13 protein-coding genes and 1 tRNA gene are annotated in these 20,942 nt (G+C 49.9%); 11 read left to right on the top strand and 3 right to left on the bottom strand.

Features of this window, described 5'->3' with window-relative positions; translation table 11 throughout:
- Positions 1 to 9 precede the first annotated feature (9 nt).
- The 5 genes from DEV76_RS18805 to DEV76_RS18785 all read left to right on the top strand — a co-directional run bounded on the left by DEV76_RS18805 (position 10) and on the right by DEV76_RS18785 (position 4,134).
- Positions 10 to 822, top strand: coding sequence for a 2,3,4,5-tetrahydropyridine-2,6-dicarboxylate N-succinyltransferase (locus DEV76_RS18805; RefSeq protein WP_109699474.1), 813 nt, complete (start codon positions 10 to 12; stop codon positions 820 to 822).
- A gap of 128 nt (positions 823 to 950) precedes the next feature.
- Positions 951 to 1,034 (top strand) — tRNA-Leu (locus DEV76_RS18800).
- 389 nt (positions 1,035 to 1,423) lie between these two features.
- Positions 1,424 to 1,960 (top strand): hypothetical protein, encoded by a 537-nt coding sequence (locus DEV76_RS18795; protein ID WP_109699473.1) that lies wholly within the window; start codon positions 1,424 to 1,426, stop codon positions 1,958 to 1,960.
- Positions 1,961 to 2,681: 721 nt separating this feature from the next.
- Positions 2,682 to 3,470, top strand: coding sequence for a hypothetical protein (locus tag DEV76_RS18790; protein WP_109699472.1), 789 nt, complete (start codon positions 2,682 to 2,684; stop codon positions 3,468 to 3,470).
- A gap of 88 nt (positions 3,471 to 3,558) precedes the next feature.
- Positions 3,559 to 4,134, top strand: a complete 576-nt coding sequence (locus DEV76_RS18785; RefSeq protein WP_109699471.1) for a hypothetical protein — start codon at positions 3,559 to 3,561, stop codon at positions 4,132 to 4,134.
- Here the strand turns inward: DEV76_RS18785 and DEV76_RS26000 are convergent.
- Together DEV76_RS26000 and DEV76_RS18780 are read right to left on the bottom strand one after the other, a co-directional pair.
- Positions 4,018 to 4,632 carry a hypothetical protein gene (locus tag DEV76_RS26000; RefSeq protein ID WP_157962989.1) on the bottom strand — a complete coding sequence of 205 codons (615 nt, stop codon included), beginning with the start codon at positions 4,630 to 4,632 and terminating at the stop codon, positions 4,018 to 4,020. The genes DEV76_RS18785 and DEV76_RS26000 overlap by 117 nt on opposite strands.
- A 38-nt stretch (positions 4,633 to 4,670) precedes the next feature.
- Positions 4,671 to 5,429, bottom strand: a complete 759-nt coding sequence (locus DEV76_RS18780; RefSeq protein WP_109699470.1) for a DUF2314 domain-containing protein — start codon at positions 5,427 to 5,429, stop codon at positions 4,671 to 4,673.
- Between the two features lie 269 nt (positions 5,430 to 5,698).
- Between DEV76_RS18780 and DEV76_RS18775 the strand changes: the two genes are divergently transcribed.
- Entirely contained in the window at positions 5,699 to 6,394 is a 696-nt protein-coding gene (locus DEV76_RS18775; RefSeq protein WP_109699469.1) for a hypothetical protein, read from the top strand.
- Complete coding sequence (locus tag DEV76_RS18770) at positions 6,384 to 7,034, top strand: SMI1/KNR4 family protein (protein WP_109699468.1); 651 nt, start codon at positions 6,384 to 6,386, stop codon at positions 7,032 to 7,034. Before DEV76_RS18775 ends, DEV76_RS18770 begins: the two co-directional genes overlap by 11 nt.
- 2 nt (positions 7,035 to 7,036) lie before the next feature.
- On the opposite strand, the gene DEV76_RS18765 is transcribed toward DEV76_RS18770, so the two are convergent.
- Positions 7,037 to 7,555: a hypothetical protein gene (locus DEV76_RS18765; RefSeq protein ID WP_109699467.1), complete on the bottom strand. Its 519-nt coding sequence runs from the start codon at positions 7,553 to 7,555 to the stop codon at positions 7,037 to 7,039.
- A 435-nt stretch (positions 7,556 to 7,990) separates the two neighbouring features.
- On the opposite strand from DEV76_RS18765, the gene DEV76_RS18760 reads away from it, so the two are divergent.
- From DEV76_RS18760 to DEV76_RS18745, 4 genes are read left to right on the top strand one after another with little or no spacing between them, the layout of a single operon-like run.
- Positions 7,991 to 9,955 (top strand): glycoside hydrolase family protein, encoded by a 1,965-nt coding sequence (locus DEV76_RS18760; RefSeq protein WP_109699466.1) that lies wholly within the window; start codon positions 7,991 to 7,993, stop codon positions 9,953 to 9,955.
- Between the two features lie 14 nt (positions 9,956 to 9,969).
- Positions 9,970 to 14,706 (top strand): DUF6603 domain-containing protein, encoded by a 4,737-nt coding sequence (locus DEV76_RS18755; RefSeq protein ID WP_109699465.1) that lies wholly within the window; start codon positions 9,970 to 9,972, stop codon positions 14,704 to 14,706.
- A gap of 3 nt (positions 14,707 to 14,709) precedes the next feature.
- Positions 14,710 to 16,866 carry a hypothetical protein gene (locus tag DEV76_RS18750; protein ID WP_109699464.1) on the top strand — a complete coding sequence of 719 codons (2,157 nt, stop codon included), beginning with the start codon at positions 14,710 to 14,712 and terminating at the stop codon, positions 16,864 to 16,866.
- A 3-nt stretch (positions 16,867 to 16,869) separates the two neighbouring features.
- Positions 16,870 to 20,931 (top strand): hypothetical protein, encoded by a 4,062-nt coding sequence (locus tag DEV76_RS18745; protein ID WP_109699463.1) that lies wholly within the window; start codon positions 16,870 to 16,872, stop codon positions 20,929 to 20,931.
- Positions 20,932 to 20,942 lie beyond the last annotated feature (11 nt).

Below are 20,942 nucleotides of genomic sequence, written 5' to 3'. Positions count from 1 at the left end.
TATAACACAATGGATATTCAGCAACAGATCCAGGCTGCATGGAACGACCGCAGCCTTTTGCAGCAGACGCAATATTCCGACGCCGTGCGTTCCGTGATTGAAGCGGTAGACAAGGGTAAACTGCGCGTGGCAGAGCCTGCGGAAGACGGATGGAAAGTGAACGAATGGGTAAAACAGGCGATCCTCATGTATTTCTCTATACAACCGATGGAAACCATGTCTATGCCTCCTTTCGAGTTCTACGACAAAATGAAGCTGAAAACGAACTATAAGGAATTAGGCGTGCGCGTGGTACCTCACGCTATTGCCCGCTATGGCGCATACATCGCTAAAGGCGCCATCCTCATGCCTTCGTATGTAAATATCGGCGCATATGTAGATGAGGGAACAATGGTAGACACCTGGGCAACGGTAGGATCCTGTGCACAGATCGGCAAACATGTGCACCTGAGCGGTGGCGTGGGTATCGGTGGTGTTCTGGAGCCTTTACAGGCCAGCCCTGTTATCATTGAAGACGGTGTATTCGTAGGCAGCCGCTGCATCGTGGTAGAAGGCGTACGGGTAGAGAAAGAAGCAGTATTGGGTGCAAACGTGGTACTGACACAATCTACCAAGATTATTGACGTAACCGGTGCTGAGCCTGTAGAATACAAAGGCCGTGTACCAGCCCGCAGCGTGGTGATTCCCGGTTCTTATACCAAGAAATTCCCGGCAGGTGAGTTCCAGGTTCCCTGTGCACTGATCATTGGTCAGCGTAAAGCGAGCACAGACCTGAAAACGAGTCTGAACGATACGCTCCGCGAGTTTAACGTAGCTGTGTAAACAGCCGTACGATATCTGATAAAAGCCGCGCTGGTCGCGGCTTTTTCATTTTCTATCAAATTTTTGCTTCACAGAATTTGGAAATAATGGGAAAGTGCGTACATTTGCACTCCCTGACACGAAAAGATGCCCAGATGGCGAAATTGGTAGACGCACTGTGTTCAGGTCGCAGCGCCGGCAACGGTGTGCTGGTTCGAATCCAGTTCTGGGCACTTAAAATGGACAAATCGGAAATTCTTCTGGTTTGTCCATTTTCTTTTTGGTGAAAATCCTTATCCAGCTTGAATATAAGCCATACCTCTCCCTTCACGCGAGCGTTCGATAATTGTATCCGTCAATAGTGAATTTTCCGGGGTATATTAAACCAATGATCGAACGCTTCGTTTTTACATCGGGATCTTTGAACAATTCTTCAAGGTTTACCAGCTTATTTACGGCTTTATCCGATAGGTGGTCAAATATAATTCACAATAAAACCACCCGCACTCGTTGTTACCTATCCAATCGGGCTTAATACTTTGTCATTTTATTCCTGCGGAGTTTATCTTATCTTACATATAAGATTCTTATTTTATTGTTGTTTTCCTTGTAAAAAATTAATATGGAACCCAGTACAAGTAATGACATTTCTTTGTTAATCAGCTTTTTATCGCTTGTTTCATCAATCGCCCTTGCACTAATATTATATTATGCAACAAAGAAAATTGAAACACAAAATTTCTCTAACACGTTAAGAGATTCTTGGATACAAATCGATGGCACAATTCTATCAAATGAGAGGCTTCTAATTGAGATCGACGATTTATTACATCCAAATAAAAAAAGTTCCACCATTGAAGAAAAGAGAAGGCGATGGCTATGCTTTATGATTGCGAACACACTTTCAGTTAATTATAATGGAATTAAACATAAGCTACTTCCTGACCCCAAAGCTTCAGAAGAAAGTTTGATACACTCTTTGGAGGGCTTAACGCAACACGATGAATTCATGGAAATCGTAAAATACTTTTATGAGAAAGATTTTAGAGATTTTTGTTGGAAAATTCATGATCGCTATAAATTGAGTATAAAATCAGTTTCTCCAGACTCCGAAAATAACAATGTACATAAATCGAAAGAGGCCATTATCTCAAAATAAGGGATAAAGCGATCGCCACTGCTTTCTTTACGAGAAACTTATGGAGGGACCAACCTTCCGATATGATAATGATTAAAGTGAAAGATCAGGAACTACCGCTGTGATGCAGCGGTAATTACCCATAACAGGAAGGCCGTCTCCCCGGAGACGGCCTTCCTGTTATGGCAACCCAATATCTCAAAAGCCGGTATAACTCCGCTACAACTTTCTTCGGATTATAAGGTTCGTATTTCCAACTCTTGCGCGTAAGCCAAGGCATTGGTAAGATGCGGCCGGAGCCGCTCGTAAATATGAGAATTTGCCTTCCCCCAGCCATCAGCGTTGCACATTCTACACCTGTCCAGGCTCACCATCAGCCTGGAACATTGAACAAAAATTGGAAATACAAAACAACCGAAGTTTATACAGGATGATTAACCAATCCTTTAAAGTAAAATCAGGAATCCCCCACCCCGGTTCCTGTAAACATTATTAAAGATTTTTTTACATCCAACCGCCTGCTAACCGGCGGCTTAACCCGTGTTAGTCCCCTTATAACCAGCTTGTAATTGCCTCGAACTTTCCGATATATCTAGCCTATATTTAGCCTATGTTTAGCCTATATCTAGCCTATGTCTAGCCCTTATAAGAGGCTAGATATAGGCTAGACATACTCCTATCATTCCCTAGGTATTCCCTAAACATTCCCGTAACTACACTGTTATTAGAAGCAAACTACACTATGTCTAAAGCGACTTCTAACCTTGATCTGCCCGCTATACTGGGTAACCTGACCGCCTATCGGAGAAAGGGATCGGACAAGCTGATCCTCAGAAGGCCGGGCGGTCCTTCGAAAAAGCAGTTCCTGGAGGACCCGGGGTTTGACATGACCCGGAAGAACCTGTCCGACTTCGGCGCCTGCAACAAAATGACGAACTCCTTCCGCCATGCCATTAGTCCGTTGCTTCATTTGGGTGATCCCAACTTCACCGGGGCATTAAACCAGTTATTCCGGATAATACAGCGGAAGCCCTCCGGCACCGAACGTGGCGTCAGAAGCGTTCTCCTCTCCCATCACCGGGAAATTGTAAAAGGCTTCACATTGAACAGGGATCATCCGTTTGAGGGTATTCTCCGTGATTACATCCCCATACAAACAGACAGGCAGCAGCTGACCGCCACCATCACCCTGCCGGCAATTACCCCCGGCATCAACCTGCGCCTCCCATGGAAAGCGCCGTATTACCGGATCGTACTGTCCCTTGGGATTACGGGCGACATTATACACGGAGAAAGAGGATTTGAAAGCACTTACACCGGGTTTGGGCATGGGCACCCGGCCAGAACCGAATGGCACCACCAGGAGGCTAATGCGGAGGGAACACAACTCACCGTGCAGCTGACCGGCCAGGTACCGGACAATGCTTCATTTGTAGCGGGAATAGGTATAGAAATGGGTATGCCGGACAGATACGGCGAGATAGTGCAAGTGAGATACGCTGGGAGCGCCAGGATACTCGAGGTGTTCTGATCAGCTGATCACGTAAGATGCAGAAAGGATTATGGCAAGTATAAATAAGTGTGAGATATACCGTTACTTTGCCAGATAGTATATCAGCATGCAACAAATACAGGATCTCATACAGGCAGGACAAATAGAAACCGCCATCCGTGAAACGGAGGCTGCGCTCAGTCAATTACCCGCATCCGTCTTCCATCAGGTGATCGGGAAAGACTTACTGCACCTTCAGCCGCCCCTGACGGCTTTTCTGAATCACTTCTACGCCGCCATGACCGAAGAAGAGGAAATAGATATCAAAGCCATCTACGTTGAAATGAACAGCTTCACCACGCAATACGACCGCTGGCTGCTTCATCTCCTCGCTTATGAATCGGTCGCTAACCGTGATAACCTCGACTGGCTGACCGATTTCGCGGGGGAATCCGAAAAAACCCTTACCATCACGGGCTTTGAAGCATTGCAGGAAGCCAACAAAAACTACATGCAATCCGAAGGCTACCGCGATGATCAATTACGGCAGTCCTGCGAGTTGCAGGAATACCTGGTGATCCTGCGGCTACAGGAACTCGTGAAGCATACCGTGAATGCCAACAAAGGAAAAGCTCCCTGGGCTAATGTACCCGTGTTCGTATCGGCTCATGATTATGAAGATTTTATCTACATCATCCAATAACGAATTGTATTTTCTCCGGAATACCCTGCCATGCCGGATATCCGTTAGGCGGGGAATTCTTTGATCTGGTGCGACAGTTACATATTCCATCTCCCCCATCTCCGCATTATATCGCCAGATCTTGATCCGGCCATTATCTATTTTCGTTATCAATGGCAGCTTCAGTTCGGTTTCCATCACTTCGAAATCATACCATACTGTCCATTTGCCATGCTGAAGGGAAATGATAAAACAGGTATTGATATTTGAATAATCGGCAGCATCGGGAATGTAGCTGAACTCGTGGCCACCATCTCCGTTGAGATCGCCTTCGTTTCTCAGGTACAGGAAGCCTTTCGCCTGCATGGCCGGGTCAACAATAAAAGTATCTATCCCCTGCTTATCCGGAACCAGTGCCAATACCGAATCAGGAAGTAACATAAGCCTGAGGCGCTCTGTTTTTCCATCTCCGTCAAAATCCCCCACAATCAGTTGCAGGCTAATGATCAGGGCTTTCATGACACCTATTCCGGTTCTATTGATTGTACAGCGCAGGATCAGGTGGTTTGTAATAGCGGAAGGAGATGTAGCCAGTTAAGCTGATGCGCGAAATCCAGTGCGGATTTTCCTGATTTGGTTTGAGCGGATTTGTTGGCCCCTGCGAGCAGCAGCACTTCCACCGTACTGCGGTTGCCGGCAATGGCTTCGCGGTGCAGCATGGTAAAGCCGTCTTCGTCTGCATTCGTAGCCTCTGCGGGGTTCTTTTGGAGGAACTGGAGCAGACTGTCTTTCATATTGATGCTCATGGGATGCTCTTCCTGCGTAGCGGGATCGGTTTCTTCCTCACGTACGATGTAGACTTCGTCAGGCTCACCGAAGTCGAGGCCCCAGGCTTCATCATGTTCATCGCGCTGCTCTTCTTCCATTTCACTGCGTAATACCTGGATGGTGAAACCGCCATATGGAATGTCGTTACTGGAGAAAAGCCAGTCGCACAGCCGGCTGAGGGGCGCTTCAATGAAATCCCCGTTCGCCACGTTATTAACGATGGAAGGCGTATTGATGAGGGTGCCGGAAACCTTGTCTCCATCGAATCCCACATCGCCTACCCACATGTATTCTACTTTAGGTTTATCAGGATGGCCGGATGGCTGTACGAAAGCGATCTTAACGTAGGCCAGGTCCAGCGCCGGCACAATGCGGCGTGCTTCCCAGCTCAACTCCCGCCAGCAATATTTAAACGTTTCCTGTGCCTTAGCAATGGCCCTGAGCATTTCAGGACTGTCTCCATTGGTGTAAAAGATGTTATCGTTCATACGAGGCTATATTTTGAATTTTGCTTCCTTCAGCCTCTGGCAGGAGCCTAAGGCCGGTTTACATGATAAAATTTCTTTCCGCAAAGATGCATGCTGTAGCCACTGCTTCCAAATAACAGGCGCTTACAAAGCGTCTACAGGCCCGGTAAGGCGGTGTCTACAAAACGTCTACAGTGTTTCAAAGCGGGCCATGGCACGTTATATTTGCGCTGTAGACGGTGGACTTCCATTGTTTATTATATTTACAGCGACATTCATTGATTACAAATATGGAGAACCGGATATACTTTAAAGACAACCCCTACCCGGGTGGCCACCGCATCAAAAAGTTTATATGGAGTGCTGCCATGGACCCGGAAGCAGGACTTTTCTTTCATTTCCACCTTGAAACCGACGATTATTATGCGGAAGATGTTAGTGAGGAAGAAGATGATGAAGACGAAACGAAATCCGACTGGGATTCCAAAGGCGTTTGGGGTAATTATCACAGCTGTAAGTTATCATCCACGGCACATGAAAATTCCGGCATCTGTATAGCGGCGCCCGGTGAAAAGTTCAGTTTCGGGGGATGGGAAACACTGACGCTTACTGCGGATACCCTGCCACTCCCTGATAACTGGGAGTACGACGATCTCTCCTTCAGCATTTATTTACTGGGGCACGATTCCGTTGCCAATCATAACATCCGCATAGAAAGGCAGGCAAATAATACCTTCCACATCCATTGGACGGGCAACATTGCCCTCTCCTACGCCGGGGATGATGAATTCAAACACAGTTTCGAAGCCCATCTGACCGGGGTTACCTTCGACGGCATATATTACCCGAAAGATTATACGCAGGAGCAGGCCCTATCACTGCTGGGCTCCTTCACAGCACACCCGGAGCAGTTCTCATTCCAGGATCTCAACCCTAAAAGCTTTAAACGCGAATACAAATTAGTACTACCACCACATGACCTATAAACCGCTCATTCAGCAACTTTTCTCCCTGCCTGATACACCTGCGGGCTACGACGAAGAAACGATCTCCGCGGCCGAACAGCGCCTTGGCATTAAATTGCCGGGTGTTTTGCGCGACTACTACAGTACCCTCGGCCGCCATGAAGCTCTGAATACGGCCTTTAACCGCCTCCTCCCCCCGGAGAAACTATATTTATCGGACAGTGGTATGCTGGTATTTTATACAGAGAACCAGGAAGTGGTTATCTGGGGAATCGATCACGAAGATTTCGGCAAGCCCGACCCTGCCGTTTATGGGAGCTACGACGCAGACCGGGAGGAGTGGTTGCTGGATGCAGATACCATGGAGCAGTTCCTATGGTCGATGGCATATGTGCAGGCCGCTATGGGCGGACTGGAACACCTGGCGTTTGCAGAAGGCCTGGAGGAAAGCATCATGCAGCAACTGGAAAAAGAATGGACGGAAGTGAAAGGCATCACCCATCAATACTACCGTTTCTTCCTGCATAACAATACCGCAATTGTGCTGGTACCTACCAACGACAAAGGCGCTCCCCTCTGCGCTTACCTCGCTACTAACGATAAAAAGCTTTTCCGGGAGCTGCAGCAAAGCATTCCGTTAGCCTGGGACAACAGCCTGTAAGGCTATTTCTTTGCCTTCTTAATTCCGTCGAGGTACTTTTTCTTTACGCCGTTATCTTCTTCTTTTTCGCAGAGCGCCTCCACTGCGGGGAGCAGTTTGGTGTTGGCGGCCGTTTTCAGTTTAAGGATTTCCGCTAATGCAGTTGCCGTAGCCCAACGCACTACGGTGCCGGGATTTTCTGCGTTACCTAAAAGGTTCCTGACGGAAGGGGACAGTTGCGCCGGAAACAGTTTGGCAATATTAGCGATGACCTTTGCGCTTTCCCACTTTACACGGGGTTCATCATCTTTCAGTGATTGGGTCACGAAAGTAAGCAGGTTTTCATCAGCTATGGCAGGCTTGGTTTTGGTTGCAAACTCTACCGCTTCGATGCAGGTTGCCTTGTCTGAAGCCTTTTGCTTTTCTGCATAGGCCAGCAGCTCTTCTACCGGTAATTCCTCATCCGCTAACCATTGGCCGATGGTGGCCACTTTTGCCTTTGCTTTGATGGTTTTGTCTTTGAATACTTGTTCAATCGTCATTGTAAAATGATTGGATAATTGAATAGCAGTTGATAAGAACAGCAATTTACAGGAACTTTCGTAACGATCTTGTATCATCCGCCCGGGATGCCGCAATTAGCTGCTAAGGCGCTATCAAACGAGTATGTATTTAAAAAACTTTTGGTGAAATAAAGTAAATAGTGCTAAATTCGAAGTGCCCTATTTGAACATTGTTTAACTCAGTAACCGATTTACACCCTTAACTATTTAAAACCCGAATTGTTTTTTAAGAAATCTTCATTTCCCGCTTGTTTCATGATGTGTTATTAAAGTTCGTCAGGTAACCCTGATGCGCAGCTGGTGAAGCTGAAACTGCATTCCCCTGGAATGTAAGATTGGTTTTTCATTACCATAACCGGAGTTCACTCCACCGGTTGTGCGTAAAGCGTATTGCCCTTAAAAACCCTTATTGTTATGACGTACACTGAACTGGAAGGCGAGCTGCGGAGGCTTCGCGTAACACCGCCAGACACAAATCGCGCTTCATTATACCTGGATTACTTATCGATGGCGCAAACATTCTTCCAGACAACCCTGGCCACCAATCTCGGCGCAGCCAACTACAGCTTTGTCAGAACAGCCGTTAGGTCCGCCAACCTGATGAACGCAATGGCAGAATTGCTTGACTTATATATCGGCCCTGCGGTAGACGAGGCATTAAATACAAATGTGCCCCAAAATCAGACTTATCAGCAATATTTTGACACCAACATCCTGGGTAACAATTATGTGAATAACCGCAATACTTTCAGAGCCACTTACACGGTATCTACCGGCGCACTGCAATTGCTTTACAATCACTTTACGAATAATATAGAGCAGGCCTGCCGGCGGGTATATACCGACAAGGCGGCATTGAATACATTCTTCGACGCCCTTACTCCCGGTACAAGCAACGTTGTCCAGGAATTAATCTACATCAAGTCTACCGGGTCCGATTTTCATAAAGGCGGTACGCAGGTATTGATCTTCACATTAAATGTTGATGTTGTTAAAGTGTTTGACATCAATCCCCTCGCCGAAGTAAAAAGGCTTGTGTATAAACCCAGCGATATAGAGGCAGACTGCCTCCTGGCCGGTAGGGCGGATATTATCAATGCCGTTACCCCAGGCTTTATGACGGCCAGTCTTTTTGAAATATACAATACGCAGCTGGCAGCGTATAAGCTGGCCCATCCGGCATTTACCGGGCTGCCGCTTCCCACTTACGGTATTTTACCACGTGTTTATCAGTCTACCCCACATGTGCAGCTGCGTAATACTTATGGATACATCGAATTCCTGAACAATGATCTTACCGGTACAACGATTCAATTCAACGGATATTTTCCATTTGCGCAGAGCGATTACCTGATTTTCAACAGCCAGAATGCTGCTGCCATCATCCGGACTTTCTACCGGATCGAAGGCGCTATTTGCGCTATTGCCTGCAGCTTTTCCATGCAGGACCTTCACCTGGAAAACCTCCGGGTGAAACAATACCTTCCATACCTGATTGATATGGAAATATCACTCAACAAAGCAACCAATAACATAGGCAACACCAGCCTGATCGCCGGAGGGCAGGCTCCGATCGGCGGGATCAACGGCCTGTACCTGGATGCACAGGATTTTCATTGGAGCACCCCTCCTGCCGCAGCTACCGGAAGTAATTGTTACCTGCAACAGATATTTGAAGTGGTTTACAAAGAAAATCGTTTGTGGAATTGGGCAAGCCTGCGGAATAAACAATACGTGCCGGTGAATCAGCCTGAATTGCTGACCGGCTTTGCCGACGGTATGGAAATATTACGCTATGCCCAGCAAAACAATGCATTTACCGCCTGGTTTGCAAGATTGAAAAATAATGTGGTTGTTCGATACATACCCTATGCTACCGCCATATTCAGAAACACATTTATAACTCCCTACTACTTTAATCCTTCTAATGCTACAGGCAACTTATATACGATGCCTATGCTGGTCAGAGGGATGCTCACTACCGAAGCACATGCTTATCAGATACCTGACAATCCGAACTTCCTTGTATTGGCTGGCCAACAATGCGTGGACGACCTTACGAACTTAGATGTCCCGATTTACTATTACCGGATAGGCATGCAGGAGATCCTGGATTCAGAGGGCGCTCAGGTAGCTATCCCCGCCAGCGTAACAATAAATGATAATAATAATCCGCCGAATCCCATTCAGTTCACGGTTGCACTTGGCAGAACGACCTTCTTCCCCAATGTACCTACCACCGCAATTATAGAACAGCAACAGGTGCAGGTGCTGGGCGGAGCCGGCTACGCCGCGAGAGTATTGCAACTGCAAAACTCCATTACAACTGCACTGCAACCGGAAGACCTCACCCTTCATAATGCGATTCCCGTTAACTGACAATCATCCATCTTATGTCCACGCTGATAACACAGATAATTGATAAAATGGAAGCCATTCCGGTTCAGTCTAACGGGGATATGCTGCTCACACCTGCCGATTTCGAGCTGGATTTTATGGATACCTTCTTCCAGAAAGTATTGCAACAGGACACCCTGCTGCTGACCAACGCCCAAAAGCCCCCTCCGGGAACAGATACAGTTACCGTAACAGGGACTTCAGGACTCCTCGGCTATAAAGACCTCGCCCTCGAACTGACGTTCAATGTGCAGGACGACCAGGTAACAGGTACCGTAAACGCGGCCCTTCCCACCAGCTACCAGCCCGCCTTGCCGGTAATAGACTGGGTAAAAGCCGGCAATATTTCCTTTACCGTAACGCTGTCAGAAAGATTTAGTCTTACCAGTTTCCAATTCAGGCTGAATGCCACCAGCAATGGCGTTACCGGAGCCGGCATCCCGGTTGTAATGCAAAGCGGTTCCGGTGGCGATTGGCAGATCGGTATTGAAGATGGGGATACGCAGGATGCTACCGTGGCTGAAGTAAGCTCCCTGCTGGCCGGACAGGACATCACGCAGTTTTTGCCTGCAGCATTGGCCGGTGCGCTCACCGGCATTCAAATCAACAGTTTTGACGTAGGATATAACACCACCATCAAATCCATTTCCTTTTTTACGATAGGTATTTCCATCACCAACGGCTGGACCATTGTAGACAAGCAAATCGTTCTGCTGCCGGGGTTACAGGCAAACCTCACCCTTTCCAAACAGGCACCCGGCGCAAAATGGCAAACCACCGCCAGCGTAACAGGCACTTTCGTATTAGGCGGCGTGAATGTACCGGCATATTTAGGTGCCAGCCTGGGCAGCACCACCGAATGGGCTTTCGGATTGCAGCCCGGCGAGAAAGTAACACTACCGAGCTTCTCGGACCTGCTCGCACTCGCAGGCGGAACGGATTTTATGAACTCCCTACCATCTGGCCTCAGCAGTATTCCGCAAATCGACATCAATGCCCTGTTCGTTAATTTCAATACCACCACCAGCGTACTCACACAACTCCAGTTCGAAGTGGCCACCGCTTCTACCTGGCCCGTGATCGAAGGTTACTTCTCCATCTCAAAAATATCTATCGGGTTCAACATCTTCAACCTCACCGATCCCCTCACCAGGAATGTGCTCGGAGACCTTTATGGTATATTCGAAGTAGGCACCGGCAACTTCCTGATGTGTGCCCTCCGGAAAACGGAAGACAACCCCGACTGGGCCATTACGGCAGGCCTGGCGCCCGGGAAAACATTAAGCCTTACCGCAGTGGCGACACAGCTGTTTGAAGGCACTGTAACCGTTCCAGAAGGCGTACCCGATTTTTCCTTTTCGGTACTTGAGATCGGTGTGGTTCCCTCGTTGCAGAGCTTCCGCTTCGATGCTCAATCTGCCACGGTATGGAATATCACGGACAAGATCGCCATCAACATATTCAAACTCCACTTCAGCCGCGACCCCGCTAATATCCAGCAACCCATCCAGGGCAGCGTTTACACCGTATTACAGATCAGCAAAGTGGGGGTGGAACTAAGTGCCTCCATCAACAACACCCCGGATGGCGGATGGCAGTTCAGCGGCCGCACCAAAGACGGCGACCCTATCGTGATAGGCGACCTGATCGCCTATGTGGTGCAAATGTTCGGCGTATCGCAACCACCTGAATGGATACGGACCATCACGCTCATGAACCTGGCCGTTGCATTTAACTCCACCACCAAAAACTTCTCTTTCGGCGCTACTGCAAAAATTACATTTACTACAACCGAGCTGGCCATCAACGTCAAATTCTCACTGGAAAATGACGGCAACAACAACTTCACCAATGTGATGGCGGGAGACATTACCATCAAACATGTTTCCAACGACGGCCAGTCCATCTTCCGGATCAACTTCACTTCCGGCACTACAGACACCCGGCTCAAAGCCTCCTGGGAAGCACTCACACCTTCTGAATACCTGCAGCTGGCGGATATAGTGGGTGCCTTCGGGTTCGATATGCCCACTGTTCCTGCCGGGCTCGATCTGGCGCTGAAAAGCGCCTCCCTCATGTATGATTTCACCAACAGTACGCTGGCGCTCTCGCTGGAATCCGCCAATTATGGCAAGGCGGTTTTCCTCGCCATGAAAAACCCTGCAGATCAGCAATGGATCTACTACTTCGGGCTGGCTTCAGATCTTGTGATAGACCTCGCCAACCTGCCCATCATCGATAAACTCACCGTGCTGGACGCAGGCAAGCTCGAAATCACGGCGGTAGATGTGAACTTTGTATCCATCGTTACTACCAAAGCCCTCGCTACCGCCATCAACAACCAGATCAAAGCACTGGTGGCAGACCCCACCGGCTATCCCCTGCTGCCCGAAGAAGGCCTGAACGGAAAGGTATCCTTCTCCATGACCGTCAACATCGGCGGCACTTTATATCCGCTCAACCTCATACTGGGCGGCGATAGTGCCAACATGGAACTGGTAGCTGTGGGCGACGATGCTATCAAAGCCAAATGGTTCAATATCCAGAAGAATTTCGGGCCCTTGTATTTCGACAAGATCGGTATCGGATACAAAGACTCCCGCATATATGTGATGGTGAATGTAACTGCCACTGCCAGCGGATTGAGCATTGGCCTGAATGGCTTTGGCATCAGCTCCGCCATCAGCACGTTCGATATTGCATTTACCATCAGCGGTATTTCCATCACATATAACAGCGGGCCAATACTCGTATCGGGCGGATTAATGGGCAGCTTCTCTCCCGTAAACCTCTATGGCGACATCCTCGTTAAAACACCGGCACTTACCATTGGTGGCATCGGCGGGTATACGGAAGTTGAGGGTAAGCCTTCCATGTTCCTGTACGCTGTACTGAATTTCCCCATCGGCGGGCCGCCGTTCTTCTTCGTAACCGGCCTGTCTGCCGGCTTCGGCTTCAATCGTAAGCTGGTGCTCCCTGATATAAACGGGGTGGCTACCTTTCCGTTTGTGGTATGGGCTACTGGCGGCGGGCCCGTGCCCGACCCAACCAAAGATCTTGCCGCGCAGGTAAACGGCGTGCTGGATGATATTGTACAGAAAGGCATTGTGGCCCCGCAGGTGGGCAGTTCCTGGCTGGCAGCGGGTATTAATTTCACGTCTTTCGAGATGGTGAATTCCTTTGCCCTGCTCACCGTGATGTTTGGCACCCGGCTGGAAATTGCATTGCTGGGACTTTCCCGCCTCGTACTCCCTCCGGGAACTGGCGGCACTACGGGCATCCCTGCCGTAGCCTTTGCCGAACTGGCCATCAAAGCTTCCTACGTAGAAGGTTCGGGCCTTGTGGCCATTCAGGGGCAGCTCACCAGCAGTTCCTATGTACTGGCCCAGGCCTGTCATCTTACCGGCGGGTTCGCATTCTATTTCTGGTTCAGCGGTGATCATGAAGGCGATTTCGTGATAACGCTGGGTGGATACAACTCCAACTACACCACGCCGGATTATTATCCGAAAGTACCAAGGCTGGGCATCGACTGGAAAGTGGACAGTCACCTCGTGATCAAAGGCGCGCTGTATTTTGCACTTACCTCCAATGCCATCATGGCCGGCGGCCTTTTGGAAGCGGTATGGCAAAGCGGTTCCATCCGCGCCTGGTTTATACTCCAGGCCGATTTCCTCATCATGTGGAAACCTTTCCATTATGATATTGTTGCCAACACAGACATAGGCGCCTCCTTCACCGTCAACCTCTGGTTCACCAAGAAAACCATCACCATTCACGTGGGCGTTGGCCTGCATGTATGGGGACCGGAATTCAGCGGAAAGGCTACCATTCACGTGGCCATTATTTCCTTCACCATATCCTTCGGTGCAGGAAGTGAAAACAAACCACGCACCATCGGCTGGGACGAATTTACCCGGGATATGTTACCCCAGCTGCCTGCCGCCGCGCAGAGCCTGGACGCTGCCAGCAATGCAGACGTATGTAAAATACTGGTAGCAGACGGGCTGCTGTCGCAACTGAGCGATAAGCCGGGCGAACTGAACTGGATCGTGAATGCAGAGAAATTCGAACTCACCACAGACGCTATTATTCCTTCCAAAGAATGGGATTTCACCAATAACAATAATAGCAAGATCAGCATCATCCTCGACCCGGAAATATCTGCGCCATTACAGAACACGGATTTCGGGGTAAGACCCGTAGGCCTCGACAGTGCTGCCTTCCAGTCGAAACAGGTCATCGAGATCGTGAACGATAACGGAGAACCTTCCACCTTCCACGCCACGCCGATTTTGAAAAATGTGCCGAAAGGACTGTGGCAGAAAGTGAGTTTTAATGCCAATGGTAACCCCAACGTGGGTGATCCTGTCAAAGACACCACGCTGAAAGACGTGCTCACCGGATTTACCATGGTGCCGTATAAGGATTGTCCTGCCAGCACATTGCCTATCAAGCTGGAATACCTTCAATTCCGCCTCGATCCTGAGCTGCAGCATTTTACCTGGACGGATACCTACGTACCCCGGACAGATGACTTCACGGATGAAAATGTAGCAGGCACCATTATGGCAACCAAAGCACAGGCTAACCGGCCTATGTTACTGAGTGCCGTTACGGATGCAGGTTTTAATATCGATGTACAGATAAATGTGGTTCAGCTTGCAGATCCTGAAACTTATTATTTACTCGCCAGTCCCCTTTTCCGCCTGTTGGGAGAAGAAAAAAAATAAGCTATGAAGAACACCACCCCTGCCGCAGAGAACGAGGTTATTTTTATCCAATACGATATACCGCCGCTTAAATCTGCCGAGTATACGATAACGGTAAAGCAACAAACCAATCAGCAACCCGGTGAATTTTCCACCAGCAGGAGATTTGCGGTTACCAGCGAAAGGTTTACCCTCGACCCTGACGATATCAATTCCAACTTCCCGCAAAACCTCGCTAACGGAGAATTTGGCGGAACGCTTCCCCACGTACTGTTTAACCGCCGGATATTACCATGGGAAAGAAGCAGCGTAAAGGATGATGATACAGCGCCCTGGCTGGCGGTATTCCTGTTCGGGGAAGGAGAGCAGCCAGCTGTGGTAAAAGAAAAAGCCAGAGCCCTCGTACCTGCAGGCACTGCCATTACCGTGGCTGGCTCTACCATTACCGGCACAGGCACCATGCCTGCAGGTATCTTCTCCTACCCCGGCATGGAAAAACTGGATTATGGTGAAACGCCCGACGATGATTGCAACATTATCGATATCCCCGCTGCTTTGTTCAACCAGATAGCCCCCACGAAAAAAGACCTTCCTTTCCTCGCTCACATCCGTAAAATGCAAACGCTGGATAAATCGGATGATCTGGCAAAAGATGTAGAGAACTTTACGGTGGTATTGGGAAACCGGCTGCCACAAAACGATACCGACAATTACGCCTTCCTCCTGTCGCTGGAAAACTTCGGCGATTACCTGCCAGACGACGACGGCAACAGCAACTTACCGGCAGGTACTACCACCGTGCGCCTGCTCAGTTATATCAACTGGAGCTATTCCGTCAACACCCGCGACGAAACTTTTAAAAGCTTACTGGAGCACCTCAATAAAAATGAGCTGGATCAGCAGGGACTTACTGTATTACAAGTGCCGTTTAACGGCACACCGCCCGGCCCAGAAGCCGTGCAAGCCGCCCTGGCAAAGCAGGCTACCGGCACCCTCACTCCGGCAGATGCCACCATACTGGTACAGAATGCGCTCCTGATGGGTTACACCCCGCATGGCCATTCGCTGCGGCATAGCGGCCATACCGTGTCCTGGTTCCGCAGTCCGCTGCTGCCATACCTCGTGAAAGAAACCATTGCTTTCCCCGTATCCTGCTCCGATGCCGCCAACCGGTACAACCCGGAAACTGGCATGTTCGATATTTCTTACGGCGCCGCCTGGCAGTTAGGGCAGCTGCTGGCATTGCAGAATAAAAATTTCGCATCCTCCCTCTACAACTGGAAGAAAGGGTTATATGCCTGGGAGGTAACCAAAGAAGAACAGGAGATCATTAATAACAAATACCAGGGAATTGATGCCTTCGGCGATGTGTTTGCAACCAGGCGTATGCTCATGGAAAAAGATACTACGCCTCCGAAAGATGTTGTTGAATGGATGGCTAAGCTGAGCCTGCTTAACGGCGTTCCATTTAATTACCTGGTAGCCGATGAAAGGATGCTGCCGCCGGAATCCCTCCGGTTCTTTTATATCGACAACAATTGGGTAGATGCACTGATGGACGGGGCTTTTAGCATAGGCAGGTCCACCACCGCATCTATGATTCTTGAAACACCCTATCTGACCACGTTACGCGCCAATGCGCGTAATACAGCCACGCTGTTCAGGAAAAAAAAGAAATCCTTAAAGGGATATGTAAACAATACCGGCACCATTACCGGATTCCTGCTGCGTTCCGCCGTACTGAAAGGGTGGCCGGGCATGGAAATAACAGGCTACGACGATGCGGCCGGCACTTCCGAGATAGATAAACTCCGGATTGCCCGCCTGTCGGAAGAAGTACTGCTATGCATCTTCGACGGCGTGGTACAACGGGTATCTATCCATGAGCCACCGGAGGCACTGCATTCCGGCGTGGAAGGCGTGTATCCCGACTATGTGACCAGCTTGCGGGTGATACAGGGCGGCGGCGACCCCGGCTCCGGAATAGACGGGGCTACCGCAAAGATTACCACCCGCAGCAACCAGCAAACATTGCAGATCAGCAAAGCCGCGGATGCTATCAAAACGGTACTGAACGCTCCGCCGCTGAATGAAGGGATCACGGATTTCACCGCAGCACAATTTGCGCTGGAAATGATCAAGGGAGTTGTAAAAGTTGATTTTCTAAATACTAAAGACTGACGTATGCCTCAAACTAATAACGGATTGATCGTACCTGTGGATATCACCGCACTTTGCGTGGGTATAAAAGACCAGGAAGACGCCAATGGCACCAGTACCTTCGCGGGCGCCACTACCACGTTCATCAACCAGACAGGCATTTACGATGCATTCCTGGGTTCCAACGTGGTCCGCAAGCTGACAGATGCACCGCTGAATCAACTGAAGAAAGGCATCCACCTGCACTGGGCGCTCCCGGAAGCGCTGACCAGGGGTAATTACGACAGCACGTCCAGCCAGACCAACTTCGCCGTTACCCCCAACCGCTGGCTGCTGAGCCGCATCATCATCAACGCAGGCGTGCCCTCGCGAACTACGTGGATCATAGAAAGCGACGGCCTGTACGATGCCGGCGTTAATCCTCCCGACGCCGTAGTAACCCTGCCGGTAAAAACAGTCAGTGACAAGGAACAAAACTACCGCTACACCGGTATTTCCGCCGTGTTCACACCCGAATGGAAAGAACCGGCCGATGCCAATAAATTCAAAGACCTTACCGGGCAGGAACTGAGCGCCGTAGCCAATGGCGACACCTGCTTTGCAGCCTTCTATCCCAATTCCCGTAACATCTTCGGCTTTTACGACGATATGGATAAGATCGATGGCCCCGCAGATGTTATGTACCAGCTAACAGGCTGGTACAGCCAGCCGGCTAACGACCCCTTATATGGCGGCAAAACGAAGGAACAAATACAATCTTCCTATGGCTGGACCTTCAACGATAGCGACGCTACCCCGGGCTGGTCGTTTTACAGCGGCTTAACAGAAGCTATTACCTGGGATGTAAAAACCAGTTACATCGTAGACGGGCCCAACCAGGGACCTATCCCCGCCTCCGTAACCATCGGTAACAATCCGTCGGAAGCATTTTCCGCCTATTTCAAAAAAAGACTCCACCCGGATATCGACTTTTTTGAAGATCTGCTGAATGCCTTCCAGACAGGCATCCTGCCCACCTTCAAGAATCCGGAAGGCGGACAGCTGGCGTTATTGCAGGAGCTGCTGCACGGCAAACAGTTCAATCCCTCCGACGCCGGCAGCGTATACCTCATCGTTCAAAAGCCCGACGACGAAAACATCAACGACCCCGGCAACGACACTCCTGCCACCAACCTCCCGCTGCAAACAGGTAATTCCCTGAACCAGCTGAACCAATATCAGCAGCAGTACGATTACTATAAGGATTACGACGCCTATTTCAAGGGCCTGCTGTTTGCCAACTGGTACCGGTTGATGAAAGCCGATGATGACATCACAAAAAACGAGCTGGACGCACTGATCAGGGAGCAGATCGGATTTTATGACGACACCCTGCAACCTGCGCTCACCGGACTTAAAGACGATCTGGACAAGCAACTGAAACTGGTAGGTGACCAGCTGGCCGCACTGAACCAGGAACGAAGGATCAAACCGCAACTGGAATTAAAAGAAACGCCTGCCAGCAGGTACTGGCAGCCGAACGAACCGGTGCTTATGCTCACCGCGCCCGAATTTATCGGCGCAGCACGCTTTGGCCTCAGGGGGCTGGATGAAGCCGGATACCTTGTTTGCCGGATAAACAACCAGCTGCTGGATTCCATCGTTGTCAACAACGTCACCATTACCGCAGCACAGTTTAACAACATCAGCCTGCCCGGCCCGAATACATTGCCGCAACCAGACCTGTTCAATCAATTACTGGAAGAAAGTTGTTTACTGAATACCAACATCGTATCCGTACTATCCGGGATTGCCGTTGCCACTTTGCAGGATAGTTTGCAGGCAGCGCTGGATGGATTGCCCCAATCCACCTACACGCTTACCGGTATGTTGCCGGCAGCGAAAGCAGTCCACTGGTGGAATGGTAACCCCTGGAACCCCATTATGGTGATCTGGGAAGCCGACTTTTCTCCGCTGCAGCCCACGCAGAAAGGAGAAGCGCTGCAATCATACAGCAACAATTTCTTCTTCAACAACTACGACGTAGATCAAAACGCCGGCGGGTTTATCACTTATAAAGGTCCGGCTGATCCTACACAGATCATCGCAAACAACAAAGAAGGCTACAGCGGTTCGGCCATCCTTACCCTCAGCGCGGCCGACAGTTTTGCCAAACAACTGGCGGAATACCTGGAAGATCATACCGACAGTACCCTGCAAACGATCCTCGACGATCTGGGAACGGGCCAGTATGTTTCATTTTCCATCAACGGGTTCGGCAATTCGCTGCTCATGCAGGATCAGGATCTGCAGCTGAACATTAAAGTACCTGACAATAATCCATACGCTCCCCTTACCGAAAGCGTAAGCGATATCGTGGGAGATTCCTACAGCGTATCGCCGGAACCGAATGGATTTTTCAACCCCATCCGTGCCGGATATCTGAATACAAAACTCACCGCGGTGGATGTTTATGGTAACAAGCGGGAAATACAGATCATGGACCAATGTTACGCCTCCTCCATGATCAGCTGGTACAAAGACAAGCAGATCCCTGAAACTGCTTTCTTACCGCCACGGATCTCCCAGCCCTCGCGGCTGATATTCCGTTGGCTATCGGCCACTGATAGCATCGAAGCTCAGGAAATGACGCTGCACCCTGCTACCACGCCCATTTGCGGCTGGATAATGCCCAATCACCTCGATGCCAGCCTGTTCTTTTACGATCAGCAGGGACATGCCCTTGGCACCATGTACCTGGATGGCGACCATACCACCATACTTTGGCAGTCTGCCCCGGGCGACAATAAAACCATCAACCAATCTTTATCCGCTGTTTTTGCTTATCAGAATGCTGTTTTTGCGGCATTCGCCCAAAACCTCATGTCAGGCACGCCGGCATTCTTCCTCGATTTCTGGACGGCGGTAGACTCAATGCATAATTTCGTGAACCCCGCCAACTATGCCCAAAACAATGATCTGGCGGTGCTGATTGGCCGGCCGGTAGCAGTTACACAGGCCATGCTGCGGCTGGAAGCTGCGGGCGGGCCCGCACTCAATCAAAGCTGGTACGCACTGGAGCCGGAGGATAATAATTTCACCGGCGTACAGTTCCCCGTTATTCTGGGCGATCTCGACAAGATCGATGACGGGCTTATCGGATATTTCAAACAGGGCAAGGGCGGGTATGACTTCTCGTCATTCTATTCCGAAGCGGCAACAGGCACAAACGGCGTCGTAAAGCCCGCGGCTACCAACCTGATGGTAAACGTATCCCCTAAAGTAGACGCTCCCGATCCTGCCGATCTCATGCAGGATGCCGTGAAAGTATTGATGCTGGTAGATCCCCGGGCGGCCATTTATGCCACCTGCGGCATCCAGCCGGTGATGAACATTCAGATACCACCGGATGAATATACCGACATCATCAGTACCCTTGAGATGACCTTCCTCACCACGCCCGTACTGCAGGGCGCAACCGGGTTCAACCTGCCGCTCCCCGCAGAAGAAGGCTATCAATGGAGTTGGGTGGAAGAAACCCTGGTAGCCAATAAACCCGTATGGGCAACGGTACCGGATATCAACTTCACCACCAGTCAGGCAATTGCCGCATACACGCCACAGGCCATCCGGGAAGGATGGCTGCGGCTGAACCCGCAACTGCTCAGTTTTGTGATGCTGAACACGCTGGGGCAGCCCGCAGCAGTGCCCGGTAAGGATAACGACTTCACGCTAACGGTGAAAAACCGCAAGCCTACAGACCTTACCTGCAAACCCGGCCAGCTGTTACCCGAAGGCGATCCTAATACCGGAGCCGTGTTCTACATCCACTTTGGCAAACTGATCAGCGACGATAAAGTGCCTGATGTAGTGATAACCTGCGAGGGCTGGACGTTTAAGTGCATGAACAACCTGCAATACGGAAACTACTGGGCCTGCACACCCGTTGCTGAAATAACGCTGGTCCCGGGCGGGGAAATTCCTTTCAGCATTACTAAAGCATTTGTAGCTGCCAACAGCGGGCAGGTACAGATGTATGTAGACTATATGGATGTAACCGGCGTGAATAACGGTACCGATGCATCCTTCCTTTCCATCATCCAGTAAACAATATTTCA

This window comes from Chitinophaga deserti, assembly GCF_003149455.1.
Lineage (GTDB): Bacteria > Bacteroidota > Bacteroidia > Chitinophagales > Chitinophagaceae > Chitinophaga > Chitinophaga deserti.
This window is presented reverse-complemented; position numbering and strand designations above follow the sequence as displayed.

Bases quoted from the DNA above. Each gene is read 5' to 3' on its own strand.
- DEV76_RS18795 (WP_109699473.1), top strand. From the start codon at position 1,424: ATGGAACCCAGTACAAGTAATGACATTTCTTTGTTAATCAGCTTTTTA.
- DEV76_RS18805 (WP_109699474.1), top strand. From the start codon at position 10: ATGGATATTCAGCAACAGATCCAGGCTGCATGGAACGACCGCAGCCTT.
- DEV76_RS18745 (WP_109699463.1), top strand. From the start codon at position 16,870: ATGCCTCAAACTAATAACGGATTGATCGTACCTGTGGATATCACCGCA.
- DEV76_RS18770 (WP_109699468.1), top strand. From the start codon at position 6,384: ATGACCTATAAACCGCTCATTCAGCAACTTTTCTCCCTGCCTGATACA.
- DEV76_RS18760 (WP_109699466.1), top strand. From the start codon at position 7,991: ATGACGTACACTGAACTGGAAGGCGAGCTGCGGAGGCTTCGCGTAACA.
- DEV76_RS26000 (WP_157962989.1), bottom strand. From the start codon at position 4,632: ATGAAAGCCCTGATCATTAGCCTGCAACTGATTGTGGGGGATTTTGAC.
- DEV76_RS18785 (WP_109699471.1), top strand. From the start codon at position 3,559: ATGCAACAAATACAGGATCTCATACAGGCAGGACAAATAGAAACCGCC.
- DEV76_RS18790 (WP_109699472.1), top strand. From the start codon at position 2,682: ATGTCTAAAGCGACTTCTAACCTTGATCTGCCCGCTATACTGGGTAAC.
- DEV76_RS18755 (WP_109699465.1), top strand. From the start codon at position 9,970: ATGTCCACGCTGATAACACAGATAATTGATAAAATGGAAGCCATTCCG.
- DEV76_RS18775 (WP_109699469.1), top strand. From the start codon at position 5,699: ATGGAGAACCGGATATACTTTAAAGACAACCCCTACCCGGGTGGCCAC.
- DEV76_RS18780 (WP_109699470.1), bottom strand. From the start codon at position 5,429: ATGAACGATAACATCTTTTACACCAATGGAGACAGTCCTGAAATGCTC.
- DEV76_RS18765 (WP_109699467.1), bottom strand. From the start codon at position 7,555: ATGACGATTGAACAAGTATTCAAAGACAAAACCATCAAAGCAAAGGCA.
- DEV76_RS18750 (WP_109699464.1), top strand. From the start codon at position 14,710: ATGAAGAACACCACCCCTGCCGCAGAGAACGAGGTTATTTTTATCCAA.